This window comes from Micromonospora arida (genome assembly GCF_003857035.1).
Taxonomy (GTDB): Bacteria; Actinomycetota; Actinomycetes; order Mycobacteriales; family Micromonosporaceae; genus Micromonospora; species Micromonospora arida.
In genome coordinates this window covers 1-23,749 of sequence record NZ_QGSY01000134.1, presented here as the reverse complement: position 1 = coordinate 23,749, position 23,749 = coordinate 1, and the positions used below count along the sequence as shown (strand labels likewise).

Genomic DNA, 23,749 nt, shown 5'->3' with positions numbered 1-23,749 from the left:
ACGGTCACCGCGCTGGCGGGAAAATCTAGCCCATCAGGACGCACTGCGGGACGCGGGGTCGACCGACTCCGGTTCGTAGCGCAAGACGTCGGCGAGACCGGTCACCCGCAGCACCCGCTCGACCCGCCCGTGGGCGCCGGTGAGCCGGAGCCACCCCCCGTCGGCCCCAGCCTGATTGTCGCCCCGGACGAACACGGCCATCCCGGTGGAGTCACAGAACGTCAGGTCGGTCAGGTCGAGCAGGATCCGGGTCTCGCCCGCCGCAGTGAGCCGGTTGATCGCGGCGGTCAACTCGGGGGCGGTGCTCAGGTCCAGCTCGCCTGCGAGCCGCAGGCAGGCGCCACCACCGTCGCGCTCGACGTAGTTGACGCTGAACGTCACCGTTCTCCCCCTCGCTCCACCCTCGGTGGGACGTTTGCAGTGCGGCAAGTATACGCAGAGCTGAAACGTTCGCCTCCGAGCGCGGTGATCAATCCGGATGCCACCGGCAGCTCGGTCAGCGGGCAGTGGCTGGCAGTGCCGCGCATCCCAGCGCCAGCGCCCGCGCCGCCCGGGGGAAGTCCCGCAACGCGGCGGCGTAGTGCTCCAGCGGCAGCACGACCGCCCCGGCGGGCACCCCACGACTGCCCAGGATCCCCGACAGCCACTCCACGAACTCGGTGAACAACGAGGCGTCGTCGACGTAGACCGCCGCCGCCAGGAAATCCACTATGTGGCCCAGGTCGCTCACTGTCGCGTCGAGCTGAGCGGCGGTGTACTCCCGTGCCGCCGGCACCCGCTCCCGCAACTCCGCCAACGCGCTGTCGATCAGCTCACCGCGACGGCGCACCAGGCTGGCGTACTCGTCGTCGGCCAGGTGCGCCAGCCGGGCCGGCGGCGCCCCGCGCAGCGCCCGCTCGTCGGCGATCAGCTCGGCCGCCGAGGGCGCGTCCGGCGCCCAGGCCACCCCGAGCCGGCGCGCCCACCGGCCGTCCGCGCCGAACCCACGCCCGCCGACCACCACCGGCACGTCCGACCGGCGGCAGGCCTCGATCATCCGATGGGCGTACGGCAGGCGCATCGGCAGCGCGCACGCCAGCGCGACCGCGTGCGCGTCGTAGCGGTGCAGGTACGACACGAGGTGCGCCGCGGGCACGCTGGCGCCCAGGAAGGTCACCTGCCACCCGCGTAACCGCAGCACCTCGGCCACCAGCCGAGGCGGCAGCGCGTGCCACTCGCCGTCCATGCAGGCGACCACGACCCGCCCGCCGGTCGGCCGCGGTTTGGCGTACGCGGACACCGCCGCCACCACCTGCTCGCTGATGTGGGTGGCCGCGTGCTCCTGGGCGACGCTCCACTCGTTGCGCGCCCACCGCTCGCCCACCTCGGCCTGCGCGGGCGCGACCAGGTCGAGCAGCACCCGCTCCGCTGGGACGCCCGCGTCGAGCAGGCCGATCGCCATCTCGGTCGCGCCGTACTCGTCGGCGTCGGCGAGGCAGTCCAGGTAACCGGAGTACGCCTCGCCGAGGTCGGTGGTGGCCGTGGCGGCGGTCACGCGTCAGCTCCCTCTGTCTGGTCGGTGCCGGTGGGCACCGAGTGCAGGTGCCGCACCCCGCGCCCGCTCGGGCCGGCCGCCCGCAGCGCCAGCACGGCGATGTCGTCGTGGTCGCCCTGCCCCAGCCAGTCGCAGGTGATCTGCTCGACCCGTTCGGCCAGGGCCGGCGCGGGCATCCGCTGGCAGCCGGTCAGCGCGGCGACCAGCCGCTCGGGGCCGAAGTGTTCGTCGCCGCGCCGACCGCCCCGGGCCTCGGTCACCCCGTCGCTGTAGAGCAGGCAGGTCTCGCCCGGCGCCAGCCGCACGGTCACCTCCCCGACCCGGGGGTCGGGCACCACCCCGATCAGCATGCCGCGCAACGGCACCGTCTCCACCTCGCCGGAAGCGCGCAGCACCAGTGGTGGCAGGTGCCCGCCGCCGGCCATGGCGAGGGTGAGGCCACCATCGCGCTCCGGGCGGGCCACGCCGAGCACGATCGTGGCGAAGCGGCCCTGACCGTGCGCCTGGGTGGTCTCCAGCAGCGCGTCGTTGAGCAGCCGCAGCAACCGCGCGGGGTGCGACTCCAACCGGTGCAGCGCCTGAAGGCACTGGCGCAATTGGCCGGTGAAGACGGCCGCTTCGACGCCCTTGCCCGACACGTCGCCGAGGAAGAACACCGAGCCGCCGTCGGGAAGCCGGTGCGAACCGTAGAAGTCGCCGCCGATGCGCAGCCCCGCCTGCGCGGGCCGGTACGCGGTGCCCCACTGCACGCCGGCGGCCTCGACCGGTTCGACCGGCAGCAGGCTGGCCTGGAGGGTGTCGGCCACCTCCGCCTGGTCGCGGTAGAGCAGCGCGGTGGTCAACGCCGCGCCGGCGCGGGCCGCGAAGGCGCGGACCAGCTCCACGTCGTCCTCGTCGTACCAGCGGGTGGCGCGACGGGCCACCAGCAGCACACCGACCGGCGCGTCACGCCCCGGCAGCGGGACGACCCGGGCGGCGCTCTCGGTGCCGGCCAGCCCCGGCAGCCAACCGGCGTCGACCGCCTGCTCGACCAGCCAGTCCACCGCGTGCGGCTCGGCCCCGGTCAACCCGTCGGCGATGGCGGTCGGCAACTCGCCGCCGGCCAGCACGCCGCTGTCCACCGTCGGCACCTCGTCGTCGGTGCGGGAGGCCCGCCACCAGCGAGCGCGCCCGGCCCGCGGGGCGACCACCAGCACCGCCACCTCGGCCAGGGTCGGCACGGCGAGTCGGACGACCGCGGCAGCCGCCCGGTCGGGGTGCAGTGGGTTGCCCAGCTTGTCGCCGACCACGGCCAGGAACGCCGAGCGGGCCCGTTCGGCGAGCAACGCGTCGGCGCGGCTGACGCTGTCGGTGACGTCCTCGACGTACCAGCAGCAGCGGTCACCGGAGAGCGGCACCTGGCGCGCGGTGAGCCGGCGCCCGCGATGGGTGAAGCTCCCGGGGACGCCTTCGCTCAACCCGGGCACACCGGCAGCGCTGAGCAGGTCGCCGGACGTCACCTCGGGCAGCAAGCGCTCAGCCACCGGGCTGACGTGCCGCACGACGCCATCGGCGTCGCAGACCACCAGGCCTTCCCGGAAGTGCTCGACGACCTCTAACCAGCCGGGCGTGCCCGGCCCCCGGTCGGGGGCCAGCGGCGGCAGGGCAACGGTGGGGCGGCGAACGTCGGCGGACCACGCCGAGGGTCGTGTCGTGCTCGGCGTGGAGAGCCGTCCGTCGCCCGGGTCCCAGTCCCTGACGTCGGAAGCAGTCACCAGCTGAGCCTCACTCCTTCTCGTTCACCGAGCCCGTGCCGGAACCGGCGTGCATGGTCAAAACTTTCCCGCCACCCTACGCCGGAACCCGGAAAGCGGCATCTCACGGCAGGTGACGGGCACCGCCACGGCGGGGGCGTTGGACGAGGGACACGGGGGCGCTTCGCCGCCCCCGCTTTGCGTTTCGTCGCTCGACAAGGAAAATGGTGGGATGCCCGACCAGCTGTTGACCATCGAGACGACCCGGCTCGCCGCCGGGAACGTCCGACTCCGGCTGACCGGCGACCTCGACTACGACACCGCGCCCGAGCTGATCGCCGCGACGGCCGAGCTGCGCGGCGACGGCGACGCCCCGGTTCTGGTCGACCTGACCGGGGTGACCCTCTGCGACTCCTCCGGGCTCAGCGCGCTGCTGGTGGTGCACCGGGCCGCCGGGGCGATCCGCCTGACCGGGGTCAGCCCCCAGCTTCAGCGGATGCTGGACCGCACGGGCCTCAGTGAGTTGCTCGCCGAGGCGTACGCCGATGACGACGTGCGCGCCGTCGGCTGACCCGTAGGCCACCCCCGGAAAGCGAAACGGGGTGGCCCCCGACCCTGGGACCTGGGGTCGGGGGCCGGAGGAATGTCTAGGGTGCCGTCATCGGCTGGAGCCGGGGGCCGTCCTCACGCAGCTCGCCGATCGGGGCCGGGTCCACGTCCGCGGGCTCCCCCGAATCGGGCGTCTGGTACAGGTAGCGGACGAACTGCCCACCCGCCTCGTTGTCGTCCGCGCCGGGCCACTGACCGATGCAGTCCATTCCGATCACCTCGCGGCCCGTTCCGTCAGCCTCCTCCAGCAACGCCCACAGGCTCACCGGGTAACACCTGGTGACCTCGGGTGTGAGCTGCCAGCGGGCGTACCAGCCGGGTCGAGCGGGGACGATCTCGACAACTTCCTTCATGACGACCTTCCTTCCGCGTACCTCGGAAGAACTCCGGTCCTGACCCGATCGTGCGGGCCGTGCGGGTGAGCACCCCTCACCCCCGCCGGATGAAGCGTGGCGCGGGCCGCTCCGACCCGGCCGGCGGCCTCCGTTTCCTTCTCCGGGACGGCGGGAAGGCGACTGGCGCAGCCACGATCCCCAGCGGAAGGGATGCCACCATGCGCAAGCAGATGGAGGGCGACAACCAGAGGCGCCGGGCACTGGCCCGGCAGGCCCGCGAGCAGAATCGCCAGCCCAGCGAGATCGGCGCCAGCCTGAGCGCGTCCAAGCAGCTCACGAGCCTCGATGCGGGTAAGCGGGCCGGCCCAGCAGCGGCCGGAACGCACAAGTCGGACAGTACGCGCGGCGGGCCGGCACCGCCGCCGGTCGGTAGCGCCGACAACCCGCGACCGCAGCCGTCCCCGCCGAGCGGCGCGGCCGGTGTGAACAGCATGGGCTACCACGACCTGGTCGACGAGGTCCGGCGTCGCGCCGGGGTCGACTTCAAGACCGCCAAGGTGGGCACCGAGGCGACCGTGCTGGTCCTCGCGTTCGCCCTGGAGGCCGCCGAGCGGCAGCGGCTGCTCGCCGCGGTGCCGGCGTCGCTGCACGACGTGCTGCCGGTCGACGGCATCGAACGGCACCAGGACCTGCCCGGCTTCCTGGCCGAGGTGGGGCGGATCAGTGGCAACACCCCGGAGCAGGCCCGGTACCAGGCCGAGGCGACGATCGCCGCGCTCGCCGAGCAGGACGGCGACCTGGTCGAGTCGTTGCACGTACCCGACGGGTTGCGTGACCTGCTGAACCCGCCGGAGGCCGGCGGCGGCCTGGTGGGCGCCTCCACCACCACACCCACCCTGGACGCCGACGAGATCAGCGCTGCGCTGACCGACCTGCCCTACTGGGCCGGCGACAGCCAGGGCCTCTACCGGGTGGTCGCGCTGCCGCCCGACAACCTGGACCGGGTGCTCGCCCGGCTCGACCGGCTACGCCAGGACAACGGCCGCGGCCCGAGCATCGGGCGTCCGGGCGACACCGCCGCCGTGTTGACAGTGCGGACCAGCCAGGCCAACGGGGTCACCGCGCTCGACGTGGACCTCGCCCGCCAGATCGACGACGCGATCGACGAGGTGGGGGCCGGGATGGCCGGCGGCTGACCGGGCACCACGACACCGTCGGGCCGGCGGACCGGGGGCGACCCCGCTCCGCCGGCCCGTCCGCCGTGCCGGGTGGGCCGTGGCTCGGCTAGCGTGCCGGACATGAACCGCGCCGCCGACCGGCTGGAGCTGGTCGCCGACCCGGTCCGCCGGACCGGGCGGACGCTGCTGTCCGCCGGGGTCGAGCAGTCGTACGTGGATGTCGAGGATCCCCGGCACCTGCACTTCGAGTACGTCCGGCGGATCGCCTCGGCGGTGGAGGTGGCGGCCCCGGCCGGCGCCCCGCTGAACGTCCTGCACCTCGGTGGCGGCGCGTTGACGCTGCCCCGCTGGCTGGCCGCCACCCGGCCCGGCTCCCCGCAACGGGTCGTCGAGCGGGACGCGGCGGTGGTCGAGCTGGTGGCCAGGGAGTTGCCGCCGCTGCCGCCGCAGGTGCGGGTGGAGGTCGCCGACGCCCGGGACGCCCTGACCGGCACCCCGGACCGCCGGTACGACCTGGTGATCGCCGACATCTACCGCGCGGCCCGGATGCCCCGGCACGTGCGCACCGTCGAGTTCGCCGCCGAGGTGGCCCGCGCCCTGCGCCCCGACGGGTTGTACCTGGTCAACGTCACCGACCTGCCGCCGCTGGTCGGTACCCGGGCGCAGGTGGCCACCTTGCGGGCGGTCTTCACCGACGTGTGCGTGGTCGGCGACCGGCGGATGTTACGCGGCCGCAGGTACGGCAACCTGGTGCTGGCCGCGACCTCGCGTCCCGGCGGGCTGCCGGTGGCCCGGCTGGCGGTGGCCGCCCTGCGCGACCCGGTGCCCGGCGGGCTGCTGCATGCCGCCGCGCTCGACACGTTCGTCGCTGGCGCCCATCCCGTCACCGACACGGACGACAACTCCCGCCACTGATCGCCGTTGTGCCCGCAATGCCGGTTTCCGACGGCGCGCGCGGGGAAGGCCCGCCGGATGAGCGACGTCGACGATCGGGCGACCGGCCGCCGAACTCTGATCGTGATCGGCCTGGTGCTGGCAACAGCGCTAGCGCTGGGCTTCGTGTACGCGACCCGGCGGGTGCTGGTCTGGGCGGTCGTCGCCGCGTTCTTCGCCGTCGCGCTCAAACCCCTCGTCGACCGGCTGCAACGCCGCTTCGTCCGGCGTCGGGCGCTGGCCACCCTGCTGGTGTTCCTCGCCGCGTTCGTGCTGCTGACGATCCTGGCAGCGCTCATCCTGGTGCCGCTGTTCGGGGAGTTGGGCCGCTTCGCCGACCGGGCACCCGAGCTGCTGCGGGAGGCCCGCGCCGGGCGGGGCCCGGTGGGGCAGCTACTGGAGCGCACCGGGGCGCGGCGCTACGTCAGCGACCACTCGGGGCAGTTGCACGACCTCGGCGGCCGACTGCGCCAACCCGCGGTCGGTGTGCTCCGCGGCGTCGTCGAGTCGGTCGCCGGGCTGGTCACGGTCATCGTGCTCGCGTACCTCATGGTGTTGGAGGCGCCGCGGATCACCCGCGGCCTGCTCGCGGCGGCCGGGGACGGTCAGGGCGAGCGGCTACGCCGGGTGGGCCGGGAGGTGTCGCGCACCGTCACCGGCTACCTCACCGGGAACCTGCTGATCAGCGTGATCTGCGGGGCGTTGACCTACGCGGTGCTGGCCCTCACCGGAGTGCCCTTCGCGGCCGTGATCGCCCTGCTGGTGGCGGTCGCCGACCTGATACCGCTGGTCGGGGCGACACTCGGCGCGGTGATCGCGGCCGGCGCCGGCTTCCTGCACTCCCCCACCGCCGGGGTGGTGGTGCTGGTCTTCTTCGTGGTCTACCAACAGCTGGAGAACCATCTGCTCCAACCACTCATCCTGTCCCGCGCGGTCCAGCTGAACCCGTTGACCGTGCTGGTCAGCCTGCTGCTCGCGGCGGAGCTGGCCGGTCTGCTCGGCGCACTGCTCGCCATCCCCGCCGCCGGCATCGTCCAGACCCTGCTGCGCGAGTACGGCCCGCGCCGGCTGCGACCCGCCCCGCCGGCCGGCCCGGCCGCGCGGTCCGGGCGACCCGACGGTCCCACGGACTGACCGTCGCGGCCGGCCTGCTCCGCGACGACCTGGCCGGGCCCGCTCAGCGGGCCCGGGTCGCGACCTCGGGTGAGGTGCTCTCCAACGGCACCGCGTTGGCGGGTACCAGCCCCAACTGGACCGCGGACCGGGTCAACGCGGCGTCCAACGCCCAGTCGGCGCTCACCCGCGTGCGGTTTCCCGGCATGGCCATCAGGTGGTACGCCCGGGTGACCGCCTTCGCCGGCAACCCGGCCAGGTTGACCTGCAACGGGTTCGCCGCCGCGTCCTTGCCACCCAGGTCGACGACCCAGCCCAGGTCGTGGTGCTTGTACGGCTTACGGCGGCCGAAACCGTACGACGCGGCGATGTTGTACGCCGCGCGCTTGCCCTGCCGCTGCGCGTGCTGGGCGGTCATCCCGCACACCTTGCCCGGATTGACCAGGTCGGGCACCGCGGCGGCGTCACCGCACGCGTACACCTCCGGATAGCCGGGAACGTTGAGGAACTCGTCGGTGACCAGTCGACCCCGGTCGGTCCGCAATCCCAGCTCGTTGACGAACGGGTCGGGGCGCACCCCCACACACCACACCAGGGTGCAGGTCGGCACGTACTCGCCGTCGGTGAGCTTCACCCCGTCGCAGGTCGCCTCGGCCACCGAGGTACCCAACCGCACGTCCACCCCGCGCCGGTTGAGCACCTTGTGCGAGGTGTCCGACATCCGCTTGTCCAACTCCGGCAGCACCCGGGACGCCACGTCGAGCAGCATCCAGCGGGGCCGGACGGTGAGCCGGGGCCGCTGGGCGTGCAACGCATCGGTGAACAGTTGCCCGTGTGCCGCGACCTCGGTGCCGGTGTAGCCCGCACCGACCACCACGAACGTGGAGCGGGCCCGTTGCTCGGCCGGGTCCTCGGCCTGCTCGGCCAGCTCCAACTGCCGGACGATGTGATCATGCAGGTAGACGGCCTCGGGGAGGCCACGGAAGCCGTGCGCGTACTCGGTCACCCCCGGGATGGGCAGCAGCTTGTTCACGCTGCCCACGGCGAGCACCAGCCGGTCGTACGCCAACCGGTTCTTCTCCCCCTCGGCCTGGGTGAAGCCGACCCAGCGGTTCTGCAGGTCGACGTGGTCCGCCTCGCCTACCACCACCCGTACGCCTTTGAGCGTGCCGGTCAGCGGCACGGCGATCCGTTTGGGCTCGACCACCCCGGCCGCCACCTCCGGCAGCAGCGGCAGGTACAGGAAGTAGTCGGTGGAGTTCAGCACCACGATCTCGGCCCGGTCCCGGGCGATCCGGCTCAACGTCTTCGCCGCGTGGTAACCGGCGAACCCGGCCCCCACGATCACCACACGAGGTTTCGTCATTGCGGGCCGTTTCCCGTCGAAGGCCGCGACAAACGTCGGACGCGCCAGCCGTGCTCAGCTCGGCTGGAGCCGGACGTGGCCGCTGTGACCCACCGCCTCCAACTCCCACTGTTGGCCGAACGCCCGGACCCGCTCGGCGATGATCCGGCCCAGTTCCGCCGGGACGTCCGGGTCGAGGACCAGGCGGCCGTTGACCGGGTTGACGCCGAGCATGGCGGATCAGGGCCAGCGGCGTGCCGGCCGCCCACGCCTGCGGGCTGCACGCGGTCGGGTATGGCACGGCGAAGAGCAGCCGCTCCCGATCGAACCCGCTGAGCGCCTCCGGCAGCCGGTGACCGAACTCCTCGGCCGCCTCGAACATCGCCAGACTGATCCGGTTCGACTCGGCCCGGTAGCCGTACCGGGCCAGGCCGAGCGCGGCGATCGAGTTGTCGTGCGGCCAGACCGTGCCGAGGTGGTAGCCGAGGGCGTTGTAGAGCCGTTCCTCCCGGGACAGCGTGCGGATGCCCCAACCGGAGAACATGTCCGGTGACATGAGTTGCCGCACCACCGCGTCGGCGCGCTCCGGGGGAACGATTCCGCTCCACAGCAGGTGACCCATGTTCGAGGTCTTGGAGTCGACGCGGTTCTTGTCGCCGTCCAGGGCGACCGCGTAGTAGCCGCCCCGTTCCTCGATCCAGAAGTCCTGGTTGAACCGCTCGTGCAGGGTGTTGGCATCGTCACGCAGCCGGCGCGCCAACGTGGGATTGCCCAACGGCCCGTCGAACAGTTCGGCCAGCCGCATCTTGGCGTCGTAGGTGTAGCCCTGAAGGTCGCAGGTGGCCAGCGGGAGCACGGGGATCCGTCCGTCGGCGAAGCAGACGCCGTCCGGCGAGTCTCGCCAGCACTGGTTACCCAGCCCTTCGGGCGAGCGGGTGGCGTACTCGACGTAGCCGTCGCCGTCCCGGTCGCCGTACTCGTCGATCCAGCGCAACGCTGCCAGCGCGTTGTCCCGCAGGCGCCGGACGGTCTCGTCGTCGCCGGTCCAGCGCCAGTACTCGGAGAGCAGGATCAGCCAGAGCTGGGTGGCGTCAGCGCTGCCGTAGTACGGTCCGAACGGTTTCTCGCCGCTGCGGGTCAACTCGCCGCTGCGAACCTCGTGCAGGATCTTGCCCGGCTCCTCGTCGGTGAAGTCGTCGCACGTCTCACCCTGGAGCCGGGCCAGGGCGAGCAGCGTGCCCTTGGCCAGCGCGGGCCCGGCGACCAACGTCTGATACGCGGTGATCAGGGTGTCCCGGCCGAAGACGGCGAGGAACCAGGGCAGCCCTGCACCGGGCAACATGATCCGCTGGCCCTTGACCTCCAGGTCGAGCCGCAGCGCCGACAGGTCGTCACGGGACTGGCGTATGGTGCGCTCCAACGCCACGTTGTCGCTGCGCAACACCGCGCGCTCCTCGGTCCACCGGCGCAGCGGGTCGTCGGCGCGGCCGTGGATGACGTCGGCGATGTCACCCCGAACCGGCTCGACCACCCCCATGCCGTCCGGCAGCGGCACGTGCAGGTCGACCTTCCATTCCTCGCCCTGGCCCAGCTCCAGGTCCCAGACCAGGTCGTCGCCCTCGATGCGGTCGGCTGGCTTCGCGCAGCACACCCGGGTCTGCGCGGAGAAGCCACCACGCTGGTAGGAGAAGCGCAGCTCAGACCCGTCGTCGGCATGGTCACGGCTGATCTCGGCGGAGCGGTCCCGGACCCTCGACTTGACCTCGAACAGGTCGGCGAAGTCGACGGCGACGGCCAGTCGCAGCTCCACCCGGACCGGCTCCCGCCGGAAGGAGACCAGTTCCACGCGCTCGTGAAAGCCGTCGCCGACGTAGCGCAGGCGCCGCAGGCCCAGAGTGTTCGGCGGCAGCCCGGGCAACTCCGGATTGGTGAGCACGTACTGCGCCGAGTAGTGGTCGATGGTCTCGGCGCGCAACAGCAACAACGCGCCGCCGTTGACGGTCAGGTTCCAGCCACTGAGCAGGCGGGTGTCCAGGTGGACAAGCCCGCCGATGCTGCCCGGCGGCACGTCCCCCTGGGCGTTGGAGTACAGGAAGGTGGGCCCGCTGAGCACCGCGAGGGAGTCGGGTCCCAGCTCCGGCGGGATCGCCCGCTGATCGCCGTTGTCCGACTCGTCGATGGACAGACTGGGGAAGGGGCGGGCAGGGGTTGCGCGAACGGCAGCCATGACACCCACCGTAGGAAGCGGGGAACTGAGCGTCATCACCCGCTGCGGGTGAAAGCTCCGGTACTCCGTCGGCCCGGGGCGGCGGGCCGACGGTCAGGCGGGGGCCGGCGCGGTGATCGCCCAGCGCTCGTGGTCGCGCCAGGCGCCGTCGATGAACAGGTAGTCCGGAGAGAAGCCCTCCAACCGGAAACCCAGCTTGCGGGCCACCCGCCGGGACGGCTCGTTGCCCGGTTGGATGTTCGCCTCCAGCCGGTGCAACCCAACCGAGGTGAAGGCGTGGTCGATCACCAGGGCGACGCCCGCCGAGGCGTGCCCGGTCCCGCTGTACGGCAGGAACGCCGCGTACCCCAGGAAGCCACCACGCAGCGCACCGAGCACGATCCCGCTGATGTTCACGTAGCCGGCGATCTCGCCGCTGGCCCGGTCGCAGATCAGGTAGCCGGCGCTGTCGCGGCGACGGATCCGACGCAGATAGAGCTCGTACTCCTCCGGGTTGGCCGGCGCGTTCAACCACGGGTGGTGCAGGTCCCGACTGCGCCGCGCGGCGGCGACGAACTCGTCCGAGTCGGTGGGCCGGGGTCGCCGGATCGCGGCGGGACCACCGGTACGCAGGTATCTCACGGCGGATCACTCTGACCGACCGGTGCCGCCGTTGTCCAACCGGCCGCGGCGTGCGTGTGGTGGCGCGCCGTGAGCGCGCGAGGGTTAGTGTGCCTCTCGGGCCGCGAGCAACGCGGCGAGATGGTCCCTGCTCCAGGCCCGCGCTGCCGCGATGAGGGTCAACAGACTGCGCCCCAGCGGGGTGAGTTCGTACTCGACGCGGGGCGGATTCTCCGGGTACGCCGTCCGCGCCACCAGGCCGTCGCGCTCCATCGCCCGCAGGGTCTGCGTCAGGACTTTGGGCGTGATGGCGCGAAGTGGCACCCGGATCTCGGTGAAGCGACGCGGGCCGCCTTCCAGACAGAGCACGACCATCCCGGTCCACTTGTCACCGATCTGGAACGGCAGGGCGCTGGACGGGCACATCGGATCGAACATCTCGGCATCGAGATCCGTCATCCCAGTATCTTTGCAGTAACCAGTATCTCGTGGATACCGTCCCTGACGTCGAGGAAGACCGCGGAACGGGGGACGAGCCCATGAGCAGCATCGCCATCTTCGGAGCAGGCGGCAGAGCGGGACGGGCCATCACCGCCGAGGCGCGTGACCGCGGCCATCGGGTCACCGCCGCCGTCCGGGATCCGCGCAAGGCAGGCGACACCACAGCGGACGGCATCTCGGTGGTCCGGGGTGACGTCACCGACCCGCGCTCGACAGCCACGATCCTGCATGATCATGACGCGGTGGTCAGCGCCGTCACCCCCGCGTCAAGCCCCGAAGCCCTTGCCGCCCTCGGCCACCTCGACGACCAGTTCTTCGTCAACGCCGCCGACGCGCTCCTGCACGGCATGACCGAGGCCGGAGTGGTTCGTCTCATCCTCATCGGCCTGTTCGCCAACCTTCAGGACGAGCACGGCCGCCTGATCCTGGACGACCCCGCGTCGTTCCCCGGTCACCTGCGCCCCTTCGCCCTGGCGCACACCGCCGGCCTGGACCGGCTCCGCGCGGCGGACACCACTGTCGACTGGCTCATGCTCACCCCGCCGGCGATGCTGGACGCGGCCGCCCCACGGCGGGGCCGGTACCGCCTCGCCGGAGACACGGTGACCGCGTCCGGATCAACGACGTTGTCGTACGCCGATCTCGCCGTCGCGGTGATCGACGAGATCGAAGCCCCACGGCATCACCGCACCCGGGTGTCCATCTTCGACTGACCGTGGACTAGCGGGGCGTCAGCAGGCTGAACTCCTGACCGTCGGGGTCGGCCAGCACCACCCGACCGGTCTCGCCCCGACCGGCCTCGACGAGGGTCGCTCCGAGCGAGAGCAGCCGGTCGACCTCGAACTGCCAATCGACGTCGACAGCCGGAGCGAGGTCGAAACGCACCCGATCCCGACCCCCGTTCGGCATCAGCGGTGGGCCACCCCAGCTGATCTTCGTGCCGCCGTTCGGTGACTGGATCGCGGTCTCCTCGTCCTGGTCCCAGACCAGCGGCCAGCCCAGCGCCGCACTCCAGAAATAGCCGACCTCCTGCGACCCGTCGCAGGCCAGCGCACCGACGAAGCCGCAGCCGGCGAGGAAGTTGTTGCCCGGTGCGATGACGTCGAACTCGTTGCCCTCGGGGTCGGCGAGCACCACGTGATCGATCTCCGGGCCCTGCCCGATGTCGGTGTGCCGCGCACCGAGCTCCAGTGCCCTGGTCACCGTCTGCCGCTGGTCCTCCAGCGAACTGCTGGTCAGATCGAAGTGCATCCGATTCTGGACCACCTTCGGCTGCTGGTTCGGGGCGAAACGGATGTGGTACCCGTTGTCGTTGGCGGGTAGCAGCAGGACGCCGTCGTGTGGATCGTCGACGATCTCCCGCCCCAGGAGCCCGGACCAGAACTGCGCGAGCCGCAGGGGCTCGCTCGCGTCGAAGCTGATCGCGAACAGGTGTGCAGTCATCGCTGCGCTCATCTCCCATCGGACCGGACGCCGTGACAGCCGTCGGAGCGGGAGCCTAGGGCTGCGCCAGGTCGACCGCACCCGAGTTTCAGCGGTTCATCCCCGGTAGGGCGGGGCCACACCCCACCCCCTGCGTGGGGTGAAAGACTGTCGTCGGGACGTGCGGCGTTGTGATCCACTTGCCCGGTGAGCCGAACCCCCTCGATCCCCCCGGCCGACGTCCAGGAGCGACTGTCGCGGGAGCTGAACATCTGGCTCTGCACAGTGCGACGCGACGGGTCCCCGCACCTGACGCCGGTCTGGTTCGTCTACCTCTCCGCGACGTTCTGGGTCGGTTGCGAGAGCCGCAGCGTGAAGGCCCGCAACGTCGTGGCCGACCCACGGGTGTCCCTGGCTCTGGAGAGCGGCGACGCGCCAGTGGTGGCGGAGGGCGCCGCCCACGTGCACCGAAGTGGATTCCCGAGCCCGGTCGTCGAGGCGTTCGCGCGCAAGTACGACGGCTGGGACGTCGGCCGGCAGGTCGACCCGGACGGCGAGCGGGTGCTGCTGGAGATCCCCGTCCGGCGGTGGCTGCTCGCGGGCACCGCACAGTGAGCCGTCGATGCAAGAATCGGCCGGTGGAGAAGGAGCTGACGACGGCCCTGGCGGGCGTACGGGACGCGTTCGCCCGGTACCCGCGCCGTGCGGTGCTCGATGGCTGCCCGCACTGCCGGGGCTCGGTGCTGGTCGACGAGCACGACCTGTTCTCACTGACCATCAGCCTCGGCAACACGGTCGGCAGCCGGGCGGACGTGAAGGCCCTGCTCCCCGTACTCCTTGAGCGCCTGCTCGGGTCCGACGACCTGGACCCGGCCATCGTCCTGGGCAAACTCCCCCGTCAGGAGTGGCGCACCTGGCCGCGGGTCGAGCAGGAGGCCGTCGACGCGTACCTCGACGCGGTGTGGCGGTCGTTGCTGACGGATCACCCGCCGCGGCTCGGGTCGTTCACCGATCCGGCGACCTTCCTCGACGCGGCTCGCGCGGCCGGCGAGCGCGTCGAACGATTCCTCGCTGTCTGGGACGCCACGCCCACCCCGTCGGCGGACCGTCACCTGGCCGAGATGGTCGCCAGACTCGACTTCGCCAAGCCGAAGCCGAGCGTCCTCGGCGTCTGGTTACGCCGAAAGGCGACCCGCGACCGTCTGCACCGCGCCTGGGAACGTGACCACGATTCGCCCTGGGCCGACGACCTCGCCCAGGCCTACGATCTCCTCCGTGTCTGAACCGGCCTGCCGCTTCGGCTGCAAGAGCCGATGAACCGGCCCGGGGTGACACCGCCCGCCGGGCAAGCGGTCCGTCAGAGCGGGCCGGGGAACGTCTGCTCCATCGGCATCGGCACCTGGAGGTAGGTGGTGCCGCGCATGTCCAGCCAGGCCCGGTCCGGCCCGCGCACCAGGCGCACCATCACCTCCTCGCAGGAGGGGCAGCGGGCGACGAGGCCCGGGGCGTGCGAGTAGACGTGCAGGCTGGCCATCGACCCGGTCGTCCCGCAGTTCTCACAGCGGCCCATCGCGCTGCTCAGGTCGACGGTGAACAGCTCACGCATCGGGCCGTCGAGCATGTTGCCGTCCAGGTACGACATCTCGGTCATCGAAATCTCCTCGACACTGCGTGAGTGAGCGGGTGGTCAGCCGGTGGGGCCGAAGCGTTCGGTCTTGACCCGGCGCGACGGGTGACCCAGCCCCACCAGCAGGTCGGCCACGGTCTCCACGAACGCGGTCGGGCCACAGACGTAGGTGAGTGGTTCCAGGTCCGGTGGCCACCCGTGCGTGTTGACGTCGGCGAGCCCGATCCGGTGCGGCTCACCGCGCCAGCCCTCGGGCGCCTCACGGGTGTAGACGTACGCGACGTCCAGCCCGAAGTCGTCGCGGACCCGGCGGCGCAGCTCGTCGGCGTAGATCACGTCGCCGGGGGTGCGCACCGAGTAGATCAGCCGGAACGGCGCCTTGCTGCCCACCGCCCGCCGCGCCCGGATCATCGCCATCAGCGGCACGACGCCGGAGCCACCGGCGACGAGCTGCACCGGCGCGGTCTCCTCGGGCCGCCAGATGAACCAGCCACCGAGCGGTCCGCGTACCTCGATCGGGTCGCCGGCCCCGAAGACATCAATGAGGTACGGCGACACCTCGCCGTCGTGCACCCGCTGCACGGTCACCTCGATGCGCGGTCCTCCCGGCCCGTCCACGGCCGGCCCGGCGATCGAGTACGACCGGGCCGCCTGGTAGCCGTCCGGGGCGGTGAGCCGCAGGTCGACGTGCTGCCCGGGCAGGTGCCCCGGCCAGTCCGGCACCTCCAGCACCAGGGTCTGCGCGGTCGGTGTCTCCACCCGGCGCTCCACCAGCCGGCCGACCTGCCAACGGTTGGGCGTACGGCGTTGGGTGCTCGTCGCCACGGCGCGCTCAGTCACCCTGGTACCGCTGTTCGCGCCACGGGTCGCCGTAGTCGTGGTACCCGGCGGTCTCCCAGAAACCCGGCTCGTCCATCGTCTTGAGTCGGAGGCCCCGCACCCACTTGGCGGACTTCCAGAAGTACAGGTGCGGCACCAGCAGTCGCGCCGGCCCGCCGTGCTCAGCGGGCAGCGGTGCGCCGTCGAAGGTGTGCACCACCCAGGCCTGGCCGCCGCGCAGGTCGTCGAGCGGCAGGTTGGTGGTGTACCCGCCGTAGGAGTGCGCCAGCGCGAAGTGCGCCCCCGTGTCGACGTCGGCGAGCAGCGTGTCCAGTGAGACGCCCTGCCAGTTGGTGCCGAGCTTGGACCAGCGGGTGACGCAGTGGATGTCCACCATCGGCGTCTCCTGCGGCAGGGCCATCAGCTCCTGCCACGACCACCGGTGTTCGCTGCCGTTCTCGGCGGAGATGACGAACTCCCAGGTGTCCAGTGACACCCGGGGCGTCGGGCCGGCCGAGAGCACCGGAAAGTCCTCGGTCAGATACTGACCGGGTGGCAGGGCCGGCTCCTGCGTTCGGGGCCGACCCTGAAAGCCCGGTGACACGATTCCCATTGCACAGTCGTACCACCCGCGCCGGCCGGGGCGAGAGCTTTCCCGCGTACCCCGTCGTCAGCCGGCGCGGCGCGGTCAGTGCCGTTCCGCGACGACCTCGCGGTCCCCGGGCAGGTTGCCACCCCGGGTGGCGCGCAGGCTGGTCACCGTGACCACCACCAGCACACCGATGATCACGCCGAGCGAGGCCAGGGTGGGGATCTGCGGCACGCTGTCCCAGATGCCGTGCGCCCAGTGCAGACCCAGCTTGAGGCCGATGAACGCCAGGATGATGGCCAGGCCGTAGCTGAGGTGCACCAGCCGGCTCAGCGCCGCGTGCAGGACGAAGTAGAGCGCCCGCAGGCCGAGCAGGGCGAACGCGTTCGTGGCGAACACCAGGTACGGGTCCTCGGTGATGCCGTAGACCGCCGGCACCGAGTCGACAGCGAAGACGACGTCGGTGGCGAGCACCGCGACCACCACCAGGGCGAACGGCGTGAGCGCCCGCTTCGCGCCCTGCCGGACGGTCATCTTCGTGCCGTGGTAGTCGTTGACCACCGGCATGACCTTGCGCAGCAGCTTCACCGAACGCATCTTGTTGATGTCGACTTCCTGCTGATGCCCGGACAAGGCATCACGCAGCAGCTTCACCGCGGTGGCGAGGAGGATGATCGCGAAGAGCAGGAAGGCGAAGTCGAGGGTCTGCAACGCCGCCGCGCCGAGGGCGATGAAGACGGCCCGCAACACCAGCGCGCCGGCGATGCCGTAGAGCAGCACCCGCTGGGCGAGCACCGCCGGCACCGCGAACGCCGCCAACAGCAACATGAAGACGAAGAGGTTGTCGACCGAGAGCGACTTTTCCACCAGGTAACCGGTCAGGTATTCAACGCCCTGCTGGGAGCCGAAGCGGGACCAGATCCAGGCGCCGAACGCCAGCGGCAGCGCTATGTAGAACGCCGACCAGCCGACGGCCTCCCGCATGGAAACCTCGTGCGGGCGACGGGTGACCAGGAAGTCCAGCACCAACAGCAGGAGGACCCCGAGGATGGTGACCGCCCACAGCGTGGGCGTGCCTACCGACGACAGGTCACTGGCGGCAGACAGATACAACACGTGGTTCATGTGGGTCTCCTCGAACACCGTCATGTTCGAGGTCTCCTTCACCCACCACCTGGTGGGCAACCACCCGAGGCGCGCCGGGCGCGCCGTACTGACCGGAATGGTTCGTGGGAAGTACTCCCCTCGCACGACAAGGTTAGGCCAGGTGGAATCGCCACGCCAAGCGGGACATCGATGGTTGCCCTGGTAAACCGCTGTGTGTGCGTGGTACGAGCGCTGTCAGCCGCGGCGCAACGTCGCGCCCGGGGCCATCGCCTGCTCGACCAGGCCCCGATAGTCACGTGGCAGTTGCGTCGCCACGTCATCGAACTCACCGCCGGTGATCGCCTCCCGCAAGGTGGTGAAGACCGCCCGGCTGGCGTCCTCGGCGGCGCGCTCCCGAACACCGGCGCGCAACGCGACCCGGGCGACGAACTCCGCCGCGCCGAACCGGTCCGCCTGCTCGGTGCTCGGGCTCGGTTTGAGCACGAGTTGCAGCGGTTGGGGCAACTGGGCGGCCAGGTCCAGAACCTCACCGCCGGTCAACCGCTCGGCGAACGTCTCCAACACGGCCCGGGTCAGCTCGACCGCCCGCTCGGACGACGTGGCGGTGCGCTGGGAAACCTGGTCGATGAAGGTGTCGTAGTTCATCGCGTACTCCCTTGGACTCGCGTCGGCGTCTGCGGGTACCCGCGGCGGCCGAGGAGAAACGGCGCCGGTTTCCTCCGCCGGGCGGGCGTGACCGGCCGGCGGGCGGGTAACCGCCGCCGGTCGTCACCACACCGATGCCCGAGGGAGCCCACGCCATGGCGAGCTACGCCGACGTCCTGCAGTACCTGTCGAGCCTGGACTACCCGGCCGAGAAGGACGACGTGGTCCGCGAGGCCGAACGGGAGGGTGCCCCGCCGGACGTGCTGAAGGCGCTGCGCGCCCTGCCGCCGGTCGACTACGCCAACGGGACCGAGGTGGCCCGGTCGGCCGGGATCGAGGCGGCGCCCGAGGTCGGCCCCGCCCAGCGGGCCGAGCAGGCCCGAGACAAGAAGCACAACAGGGTCTCGCAGCACCTGCGCGGCATCTGACCCAGCGGTGACGCCCACCGCGCGGCGAAGGGATCGTCGCCGATGACCTACACCGGCGGCCCGTCCCGGCCAGCGGACGTGCGTTTTCCGGCCGCGGTGGTGCAGCTCGCCGTGGTGGCGGTGGTCGGCATCATCGCCGGCTGCGTCTTCGCGCTGCTGCTGCCCCTGCCGCTCGCCGCGCTGGCCGGCTGGGACGTGGGCGCGCTGAGCTGGCTCGTGCTGGTCTGGCACAAGATCTGGCCGATGGACGCCGAGCGGACCGCCCAACTGGCCGTGCACGAGGACCCGAACCGGGCGATCCGGGACGCCCTGCTGCTCGTCGCCTGCCTGGCCAGCCTGCTGGCTGTCGGGTTGGTCGTGGCCAGCGCGAAGAGCGCGCCCCCCGGGGTTGCCCGGGAGTTGCACAGCGGCGTGGGCGTGCTCAGCGTGGTGCTCTCCTGGTTCGTGGTGCACACCGTGTTCGCCGCCCGGTACGCCCGGATCTACTACACCGGTCCGGACGGCGGGGTGAACTTCAACCAGCCCGAACCGCCGCGCTACTCCGACTTCGCGTACGTCGCGTTCACCATCGGGACGACGTTCCAGGTCTCCGACACCAACCTGACCAGCAACGAGATGCGTCGTACGGTGCTGCGCCACTCGATGGTGTCGTACCTGTTCGGCGCGTTCATCATCGCCGTGACCGTGAACCTGCTGGCGGGCCTGGCGCGGTGAAGGCTACTTACGCTCCAGGCCGCACAGTCCCCCGGAGCGCGACACGGGGCGGGGCCGATCGAAGGGCCGGGACAGGCGGGCGCCCCTGGTCACGAACCGCGACCCAGGGCGCCACGCAAGCCTGCCCAGGCGGTGAACCGCACCCGAACCGGTCGCGGTCACCAGGCGGTGGAGGCTCGCTCGAACCGAGCGGCCAGCACTGCCGGGTCCAACCATACGGCAGAACATCCTCCGTTTGGTCAGAATTTGGGGAAGTGTGGGCCAGGGCACGTCACGGCCGACCGGTCACCTCCGCGTACCGATGCTCCAGGTCGACCCGGGCCAACGCCCCCACCAGCCAGGCCAACTGCTCGGACTCGCCAGTGGCAAGGCCGGCCAGGTCGTCCGCCGACCTGCCCAGCCCGAGCCGACGCGCGGCAGCCAGCGCCCGCCGGTCGGCGACCGGGGCAACCTCCCGCCACAACGCCTGCGCCTCGCGGAGAAACAGGTCGACGACCTGATCGTCCACGCCCGGAAGCTCGGCCAGCAGCGCCCGCTCCCGGACCGGGTCGTGGTGCGCCACCGCCCGCAGCCGGCGCAGATCACCCCGGTACCGCTCGACCACCGTCAGAGCCAGGTCACCCAGCACAGCGGCCAGCGCGTCCACGTCACCGCGTTGGCCGCTGGCGCGCAGCACCCGGACCCGGTCCTCGTGCAGCGAACGCGCCAGCCGGGCCGCGCTGTCCCACCCCTCGTCGCGCACCGCCCGCGCCCCGTCCAACGCCCGACGGAAGTCACCGCGACGGGCCAGCAGCACCGACAGGTACAGCACCTGGAACAGGCTCGCCGGATTGTTGGTCACCCGGAACCCGTACTGCTCGGCGAAGCCCCGCCCGCTACCGGCGAGCCGGCGCGCCAGACGTTTACGGTCCTCCACCGGAGTGATCAAACTGGTCGCCATGCCGGCGACTACCCGCGCCACCCCCGGCCACACACCACCACCCTGGGCGGGCGTTGTCGTCAGCCGTGCAGGCCGCCGGTGCGATCGCGGGCCTTGAGGCGGGTCGTGGGCAGGGCGGGCGCTGGCAGCGGCGGCGCCGAATCGTCGGCGACCACACCGAAGCGCCCGTCGCCGGCCATCCAGTCCTCCCGGGCGGCGGCGATCTCCTCGTGTGACCGGCCCACGAAGTTCCACCACATCACCAACGGCTCCTCGAACGGTGTACCGCCCAGCAGCAGCAGCCGGGCCCCGGCTCCGCCACGCACTGTCAGCTCCCGGCGCCCCGAGCCCAGATACAGCAGCGCCCCCGGCTCGAACCCGACCCCGGCCGCCTCCGCGGACCCGGACATCGCCAGCACGGCGTACTCGAAATCCGGCCGCAACGCCATCGTCGCCGGCGCCTCCCCGCCCAACTCCAGCTGCACCCCCACCAGCGGGGTGTGCACCACCGCCGGTGACCGCTCCCCGGCGAACTCGCCGACCAGCAGGGTGACGTCCAGATCGCCGTCCCGCCAGCGCGGCAGGTCGGCGTGGTGCGCGAAGTCTGCCGCTCCGGCCCGCGCCGGGTCCGGCAGAGCCACCCAGAGCTGCACACCGTGCATCACCGGCGGGTGAATGGCCGGCGAGCGCTCCGAGTGGGCGATACCGTTCCCGGAGGTCATCACGTTCAGCTGGCCGGGCACGATCGGCTGCACGTTGCCGAGGCTGTCCCGGTGCAGAATCTCGCCGTCGAGCAGCCAGGTCACCGTCTGCAGCCCGGTGTGCGGGTGCGGCGGCACCTCCATACCGGGCCGCTGCGCCACATCGTCCGGGCCGAAATGATCCACGAAACACCACGCGCCGACCATCCGGCGGGCGCGCTGCGGAAGCAGCCGCCGCACCGTGGTGTACCGACCCAACGGCACGTCGTGGCCGGGCAACAACACACTGCCGGGATCGACGTCGGCCACGCCAGGCGGTCGGGTCTGCGCCAGCATTGATTCAGTACGCTCCACCGCCCGACTGTACGCGCACGCCCATTCGCGACCGCGGTGCTTCCAGCCAGGGCGGCCGGGGTTCACCAGCTCGTGGCGGTGGGGCCTGGCCCGGCATGGACTGGCCCGGCGTGGGTTACCGGTGGCTGGAGGAGACCAGCACGCTGTTGGCACCGGCGATCAGGTCCAGGTACAGGCGCTCCGCCGACCGGTCCCAACCCGGCGTACCCAGCACCGAGCCCGCGGCCACCCCGTCCCAGCGAGCGTCGCGTACCACCACCGAGCCGGCACCGGCTCCCGCCCGAACCCGTACCGGAGTCTCCCCGGGGACCCGGACGTCGAGCTGGCTGGTCCCACCGGTGAGTCGCACGGTCAGGATGCTGGCGGGCTGGTCTGCGCGCGGGCCCGTGGGGTCGCCGGGGCGCGCAGGGGTGATCGGTGGCAGGAGAATCTCGGTACGGCTGGAACCACCGGCGAGTTCCACGCCCAGCAGCCGGGCCCGGGTCAGGTCCAGCACCTGACTGCTCACCCCGCCAACGAGATGGAGACGCCAGGCGACCCGCTCGTTGAGCAACACCCGCACGGCCCGTGGCCCGCGCGTCCCGGACTCCACGAGGTCGAGCCGCACGGTCTTCCCCCGTGTCGCAGGTCTGCCCGCCACACCCGAGCCGGCCGGGGTACTGATCCGGTACAGGTCGTCGCCCAACTCGGCCACCCGCAGCTCGAACGAGGACAGCCCATCCGCGAGAACGAAGGTGCCCTCCTGCCGACCCGCCAGCGGCGCTGTCAACGTCTGCTCGGCAGCAGCACCCGCACCACCGCGGCGACCCTCAGCCGCGTCCAGGTCAGCGACGCCCCCCGGACGGCCGCCGTCATCGGGGCCAGTGCCGTCGGGGCGAGTGCCGTCGGGGCGAGTGCCGTCGGGGCGAGTGCCGTCGGGGCGAGTGCCGTCGGGGCGAGTGCCGTCGGGGCGAGTGCCGTCGGGGCGAGTGCCGTCGGGGCGAGTGCCGTCGGATTGACCGGAGTAGGTCATGCCGAGGTGGTCGGGATCGGCAACGACCACGGCCACCGCTGCCGCGCCCAGGAGCAACACGACGGCGGCAGCGGCCACCAACAGGCGAGCGCCCGTGGACCACCGTCGCGGCGCGGCCGCACCGGACGGTTCCGGCTCCGACTCCGGTTCGCGATCCGCGCCGTACCCCACTGCGGCCATGCCTGTATCCCTCCGCCGGTCCCCGTCCAGGGGTACGTACCCGCCGGCCGATCGGATCACTCGGCGCCGATCACGTCACTCCGCTACATCGCCAACGTAGATCTTGGACAGTTTCCGTTCGCGCGGCCCGCCCACAGCACGGAAACTGTCCAAGATCTACGAACAACGCCGACCAGCAGCCACGGCCGGCAGTCGACGGCCCCGCGGCCAACGAACGAGGCGGCCAGCGAACGAGGACGGCGGCCAGCGAACGAGAACGGCGACTGGTGAACGGCGGACCAGCGACCGGCTAGAGCAGAAATGCCGCTGGCCGGCACCCCGGGTTGCGGGTGCCGGCCAGCGGTCGGTGTCGTGCGGTGGTGCTTAGGTGCGCTGGTTCTGCGATGGTGCTGTGCCGCAGGTCAGCTGTTCCAGTACTGACCAACCAGGTCGGCGGCCTGCTGCTCCCACTGGGCGTAGGCGTCCGGGTAAGCCGACACCTGCACCGTCTGCGCGGCGTCGGTCAGCGGCATGTCCTGCCACCCGTCAACCTGCTTCAGACCCTTGAGGAACGCGGTCGTCGAGTAGGCCGGGTCGGTGATCTGCTCCGGCGTACCCCAACCCGAGCTCGGGCGCTGCTGGAACAAGCCCAGCGAGTCATGGTCGTTCATATCGCCCAGGTGACCCAGGTTCTCCAACTTCGACTCCTGCAGGCTCGTCGCGATCGAGATGACCGCGGCCCGCTCCGGCAGACCGGCCTTCTTCGTGGCGGCGATGATCGCCTTCACGTTGGCGGCCTGCTCGTCGTTCAGGCTGATCCGGGACTGCTCGCCCTGGGTGCCGTGCGGGATCAGCTTGCTGGTGTCGGGCTTGTCGGCCTGCACCGCTACCGCGACGGGCTTGCCGTCGACGGGGTTGGCCACGTGGGCGATCGGGCCGGCGAAGACACCACCGGCGAACGCGAGGCCAGCAACAGACAGGACGCTCTTACGGAAGATCGTGTTCATGAGGGGTAGCTCCTTCGGGGGTAGGACACCCGACCGCCAAAAAGGGGGGGCGGCGGCAGGGTGTGAGCACCTCGTCCGGCGCTGCACGTACAAGGGGGAAGTTTGGGGGTGACGCCGTGTCGGGCGTCACCCCCAAAC

The 23,749-nt window shown here is 71.7% G+C and carries 26 protein-coding genes and 1 pseudogene; 9 read left to right on the top strand and 18 right to left on the bottom strand.

The window, feature by feature from the left end:
• Positions 1–33: 33 nt before the first annotated feature.
• The 3 genes from DLJ58_RS07935 to DLJ58_RS07925 form a co-directional block, all read right to left on the bottom strand.
• Positions 34–381 (bottom strand): STAS domain-containing protein, encoded by a 348-nt coding sequence (locus DLJ58_RS07935; RefSeq protein WP_124854552.1) that lies wholly within the window; start codon positions 379–381, stop codon positions 34–36.
• 115 nt (positions 382–496) lie between these two features.
• Complete coding sequence (locus tag DLJ58_RS07930; RefSeq protein ID WP_124854551.1) at positions 497–1,534, bottom strand: cobalamin B12-binding domain-containing protein; 1,038 nt, start codon at positions 1,532–1,534, stop codon at positions 497–499.
• The gene (locus DLJ58_RS07925; protein ID WP_124854550.1) at positions 1,531–3,288 is read right to left on the bottom strand and encodes a PP2C family protein-serine/threonine phosphatase; all 1,758 of its coding nucleotides are present in this window, start codon (positions 3,286–3,288) and stop codon (positions 1,531–1,533) included. The genes DLJ58_RS07930 and DLJ58_RS07925 overlap by 4 nt, the downstream gene beginning before the upstream one ends.
• Positions 3,289–3,499: 211 nt before the next feature.
• Between DLJ58_RS07925 and DLJ58_RS07920 the strand changes: the two genes are divergently transcribed.
• Positions 3,500–3,838 (top strand): STAS domain-containing protein, encoded by a 339-nt coding sequence (locus DLJ58_RS07920; protein WP_124854549.1) that lies wholly within the window; start codon positions 3,500–3,502, stop codon positions 3,836–3,838.
• Positions 3,839–3,914: 76 nt separating this feature from the next.
• Here the strand turns inward: DLJ58_RS07920 and DLJ58_RS07915 are convergent, their stop codons facing one another.
• Positions 3,915–4,229: a hypothetical protein gene (locus DLJ58_RS07915; protein ID WP_124854548.1), complete on the bottom strand. Its 315-nt coding sequence runs from the start codon at positions 4,227–4,229 to the stop codon at positions 3,915–3,917.
• A 200-nt stretch (positions 4,230–4,429) separates the two neighbouring features.
• Between DLJ58_RS07915 and DLJ58_RS07910 the strand changes: the two genes are divergently transcribed.
• The 3 genes from DLJ58_RS07910 (at position 4,430) to DLJ58_RS07900 (ending at position 7,456) form a co-directional block, all read left to right on the top strand.
• Complete coding sequence (locus tag DLJ58_RS07910) at positions 4,430–5,407, top strand: DUF2267 domain-containing protein (RefSeq protein ID WP_124854547.1); 978 nt, start codon at positions 4,430–4,432, stop codon at positions 5,405–5,407.
• 102 nt (positions 5,408–5,509) lie between these two features.
• Positions 5,510–6,304 (top strand): spermidine synthase, encoded by a 795-nt coding sequence (locus tag DLJ58_RS07905; protein ID WP_124854546.1) that lies wholly within the window; start codon positions 5,510–5,512, stop codon positions 6,302–6,304.
• A gap of 57 nt (positions 6,305–6,361) precedes the next feature.
• Positions 6,362–7,456: an AI-2E family transporter gene (locus DLJ58_RS07900; RefSeq protein WP_124854545.1), complete on the top strand. Its 1,095-nt coding sequence runs from the start codon at positions 6,362–6,364 to the stop codon at positions 7,454–7,456.
• A gap of 43 nt (positions 7,457–7,499) precedes the next feature.
• Here DLJ58_RS07900 and DLJ58_RS07895 read toward each other — a convergent pair whose 3' ends face one another.
• The 4 genes and pseudogenes from DLJ58_RS07895 to DLJ58_RS07880 form a co-directional block, all read right to left on the bottom strand.
• Complete coding sequence (locus DLJ58_RS07895) at positions 7,500–8,801, bottom strand: NAD(P)/FAD-dependent oxidoreductase (RefSeq protein WP_124854544.1); 1,302 nt, start codon at positions 8,799–8,801, stop codon at positions 7,500–7,502.
• Positions 8,802–9,201: 400 nt separating this feature from the next.
• Positions 9,202–11,007: pseudogene (locus tag DLJ58_RS35115) on the bottom strand (amylo-alpha-1,6-glucosidase); the annotation flags it as partial.
• A 93-nt stretch (positions 11,008–11,100) separates the two neighbouring features.
• Complete coding sequence (locus DLJ58_RS07885) at positions 11,101–11,628, bottom strand: GNAT family N-acetyltransferase (RefSeq protein ID WP_124854542.1); 528 nt, start codon at positions 11,626–11,628, stop codon at positions 11,101–11,103.
• Between the two features lie 84 nt (positions 11,629–11,712).
• Positions 11,713–12,066 carry a winged helix-turn-helix transcriptional regulator gene (locus DLJ58_RS07880; protein WP_124854541.1) on the bottom strand — a complete coding sequence of 118 codons (354 nt, stop codon included), beginning with the start codon at positions 12,064–12,066 and terminating at the stop codon, positions 11,713–11,715.
• An 80-nt stretch (positions 12,067–12,146) separates the two neighbouring features.
• On the opposite strand from DLJ58_RS07880, the gene DLJ58_RS07875 reads away from it, so the two are divergent.
• Positions 12,147–12,821 carry an NAD(P)-dependent oxidoreductase gene (locus DLJ58_RS07875; protein ID WP_124854540.1) on the top strand — a complete coding sequence of 225 codons (675 nt, stop codon included), beginning with the start codon at positions 12,147–12,149 and terminating at the stop codon, positions 12,819–12,821.
• Positions 12,822–12,828: 7 nt separating this feature from the next.
• Here DLJ58_RS07875 and DLJ58_RS07870 read toward each other — a convergent pair whose 3' ends face one another.
• A complete protein-coding gene (locus tag DLJ58_RS07870; RefSeq protein WP_124854539.1) occupies positions 12,829–13,551 on the bottom strand; it encodes a VOC family protein in 723 nt (240 codons plus the stop codon).
• 186 nt (positions 13,552–13,737) lie between these two features.
• On the opposite strand from DLJ58_RS07870, the gene DLJ58_RS07865 reads away from it, so the two are divergent.
• Together DLJ58_RS07865 and DLJ58_RS07860 are read left to right on the top strand one after the other, a co-directional pair.
• Positions 13,738–14,145, top strand: coding sequence for a pyridoxamine 5'-phosphate oxidase family protein (locus tag DLJ58_RS07865; RefSeq protein WP_124854538.1), 408 nt, complete (start codon positions 13,738–13,740; stop codon positions 14,143–14,145).
• Between the two features lie 23 nt (positions 14,146–14,168).
• Complete coding sequence (locus DLJ58_RS07860; protein WP_124854537.1) at positions 14,169–14,813, top strand: hypothetical protein; 645 nt, start codon at positions 14,169–14,171, stop codon at positions 14,811–14,813.
• A gap of 74 nt (positions 14,814–14,887) precedes the next feature.
• On the opposite strand, the gene DLJ58_RS07855 is transcribed toward DLJ58_RS07860, so the two are convergent.
• The 5 genes from DLJ58_RS07855 to DLJ58_RS07835 all read right to left on the bottom strand — a co-directional run bounded on the left by DLJ58_RS07855 (position 14,888) and on the right by DLJ58_RS07835 (position 18,317).
• Entirely contained in the window at positions 14,888–15,181 is a 294-nt protein-coding gene (locus DLJ58_RS07855) for a DUF6510 family protein (RefSeq protein ID WP_091408116.1), read from the bottom strand.
• A 36-nt stretch (positions 15,182–15,217) separates the two neighbouring features.
• Positions 15,218–15,982 carry a ferredoxin reductase gene (locus tag DLJ58_RS07850; protein ID WP_091408113.1) on the bottom strand — a complete coding sequence of 255 codons (765 nt, stop codon included), beginning with the start codon at positions 15,980–15,982 and terminating at the stop codon, positions 15,218–15,220.
• 7 nt (positions 15,983–15,989) lie between these two features.
• Positions 15,990–16,589 (bottom strand): sulfite oxidase-like oxidoreductase, encoded by a 600-nt coding sequence (locus tag DLJ58_RS07845; RefSeq protein WP_091408112.1) that lies wholly within the window; start codon positions 16,587–16,589, stop codon positions 15,990–15,992.
• Between the two features lie 75 nt (positions 16,590–16,664).
• Positions 16,665–17,714: a TerC/Alx family metal homeostasis membrane protein gene (locus DLJ58_RS07840; protein ID WP_386993783.1), complete on the bottom strand. Its 1,050-nt coding sequence runs from the start codon at positions 17,712–17,714 to the stop codon at positions 16,665–16,667.
• A gap of 192 nt (positions 17,715–17,906) precedes the next feature.
• Positions 17,907–18,317, bottom strand: a complete 411-nt coding sequence (locus DLJ58_RS07835) for a DUF2267 domain-containing protein (RefSeq protein WP_124854536.1) — start codon at positions 18,315–18,317, stop codon at positions 17,907–17,909.
• 155 nt (positions 18,318–18,472) lie between these two features.
• Between DLJ58_RS07835 and DLJ58_RS07830 the strand changes: the two genes are divergently transcribed.
• On the top strand, positions 18,473–18,745 hold the full coding sequence (locus tag DLJ58_RS07830; protein ID WP_030332551.1) for a DUF2795 domain-containing protein: 273 nt from the start codon (positions 18,473–18,475) through the stop codon (positions 18,743–18,745).
• 42 nt (positions 18,746–18,787) lie between these two features.
• Positions 18,788–19,459, top strand: a complete 672-nt coding sequence (locus tag DLJ58_RS07825; RefSeq protein WP_124854535.1) for a DUF1345 domain-containing protein — start codon at positions 18,788–18,790, stop codon at positions 19,457–19,459.
• Between the two features lie 271 nt (positions 19,460–19,730).
• Here the strand turns inward: DLJ58_RS07825 and DLJ58_RS07820 are convergent, their stop codons facing one another.
• From DLJ58_RS07820 to DLJ58_RS07805, 4 genes are all read right to left on the bottom strand, one after another.
• Positions 19,731–20,399, bottom strand: coding sequence for a hypothetical protein (locus DLJ58_RS07820; RefSeq protein WP_124854534.1), 669 nt, complete (start codon positions 20,397–20,399; stop codon positions 19,731–19,733).
• Positions 20,400–20,458: 59 nt separating this feature from the next.
• Entirely contained in the window at positions 20,459–21,433 is a 975-nt protein-coding gene (locus DLJ58_RS07815) for a pirin family protein (protein ID WP_124854533.1), read from the bottom strand.
• A 115-nt stretch (positions 21,434–21,548) separates the two neighbouring features.
• Positions 21,549–22,625, bottom strand: coding sequence for a hypothetical protein (locus DLJ58_RS07810; RefSeq protein WP_124854532.1), 1,077 nt, complete (start codon positions 22,623–22,625; stop codon positions 21,549–21,551).
• Positions 22,626–23,026: 401 nt separating this feature from the next.
• Positions 23,027–23,611, bottom strand: coding sequence for a hypothetical protein (locus DLJ58_RS07805; RefSeq protein ID WP_124854531.1), 585 nt, complete (start codon positions 23,609–23,611; stop codon positions 23,027–23,029).
• Between the last annotated feature and the right edge of the window lie 138 nt (positions 23,612–23,749).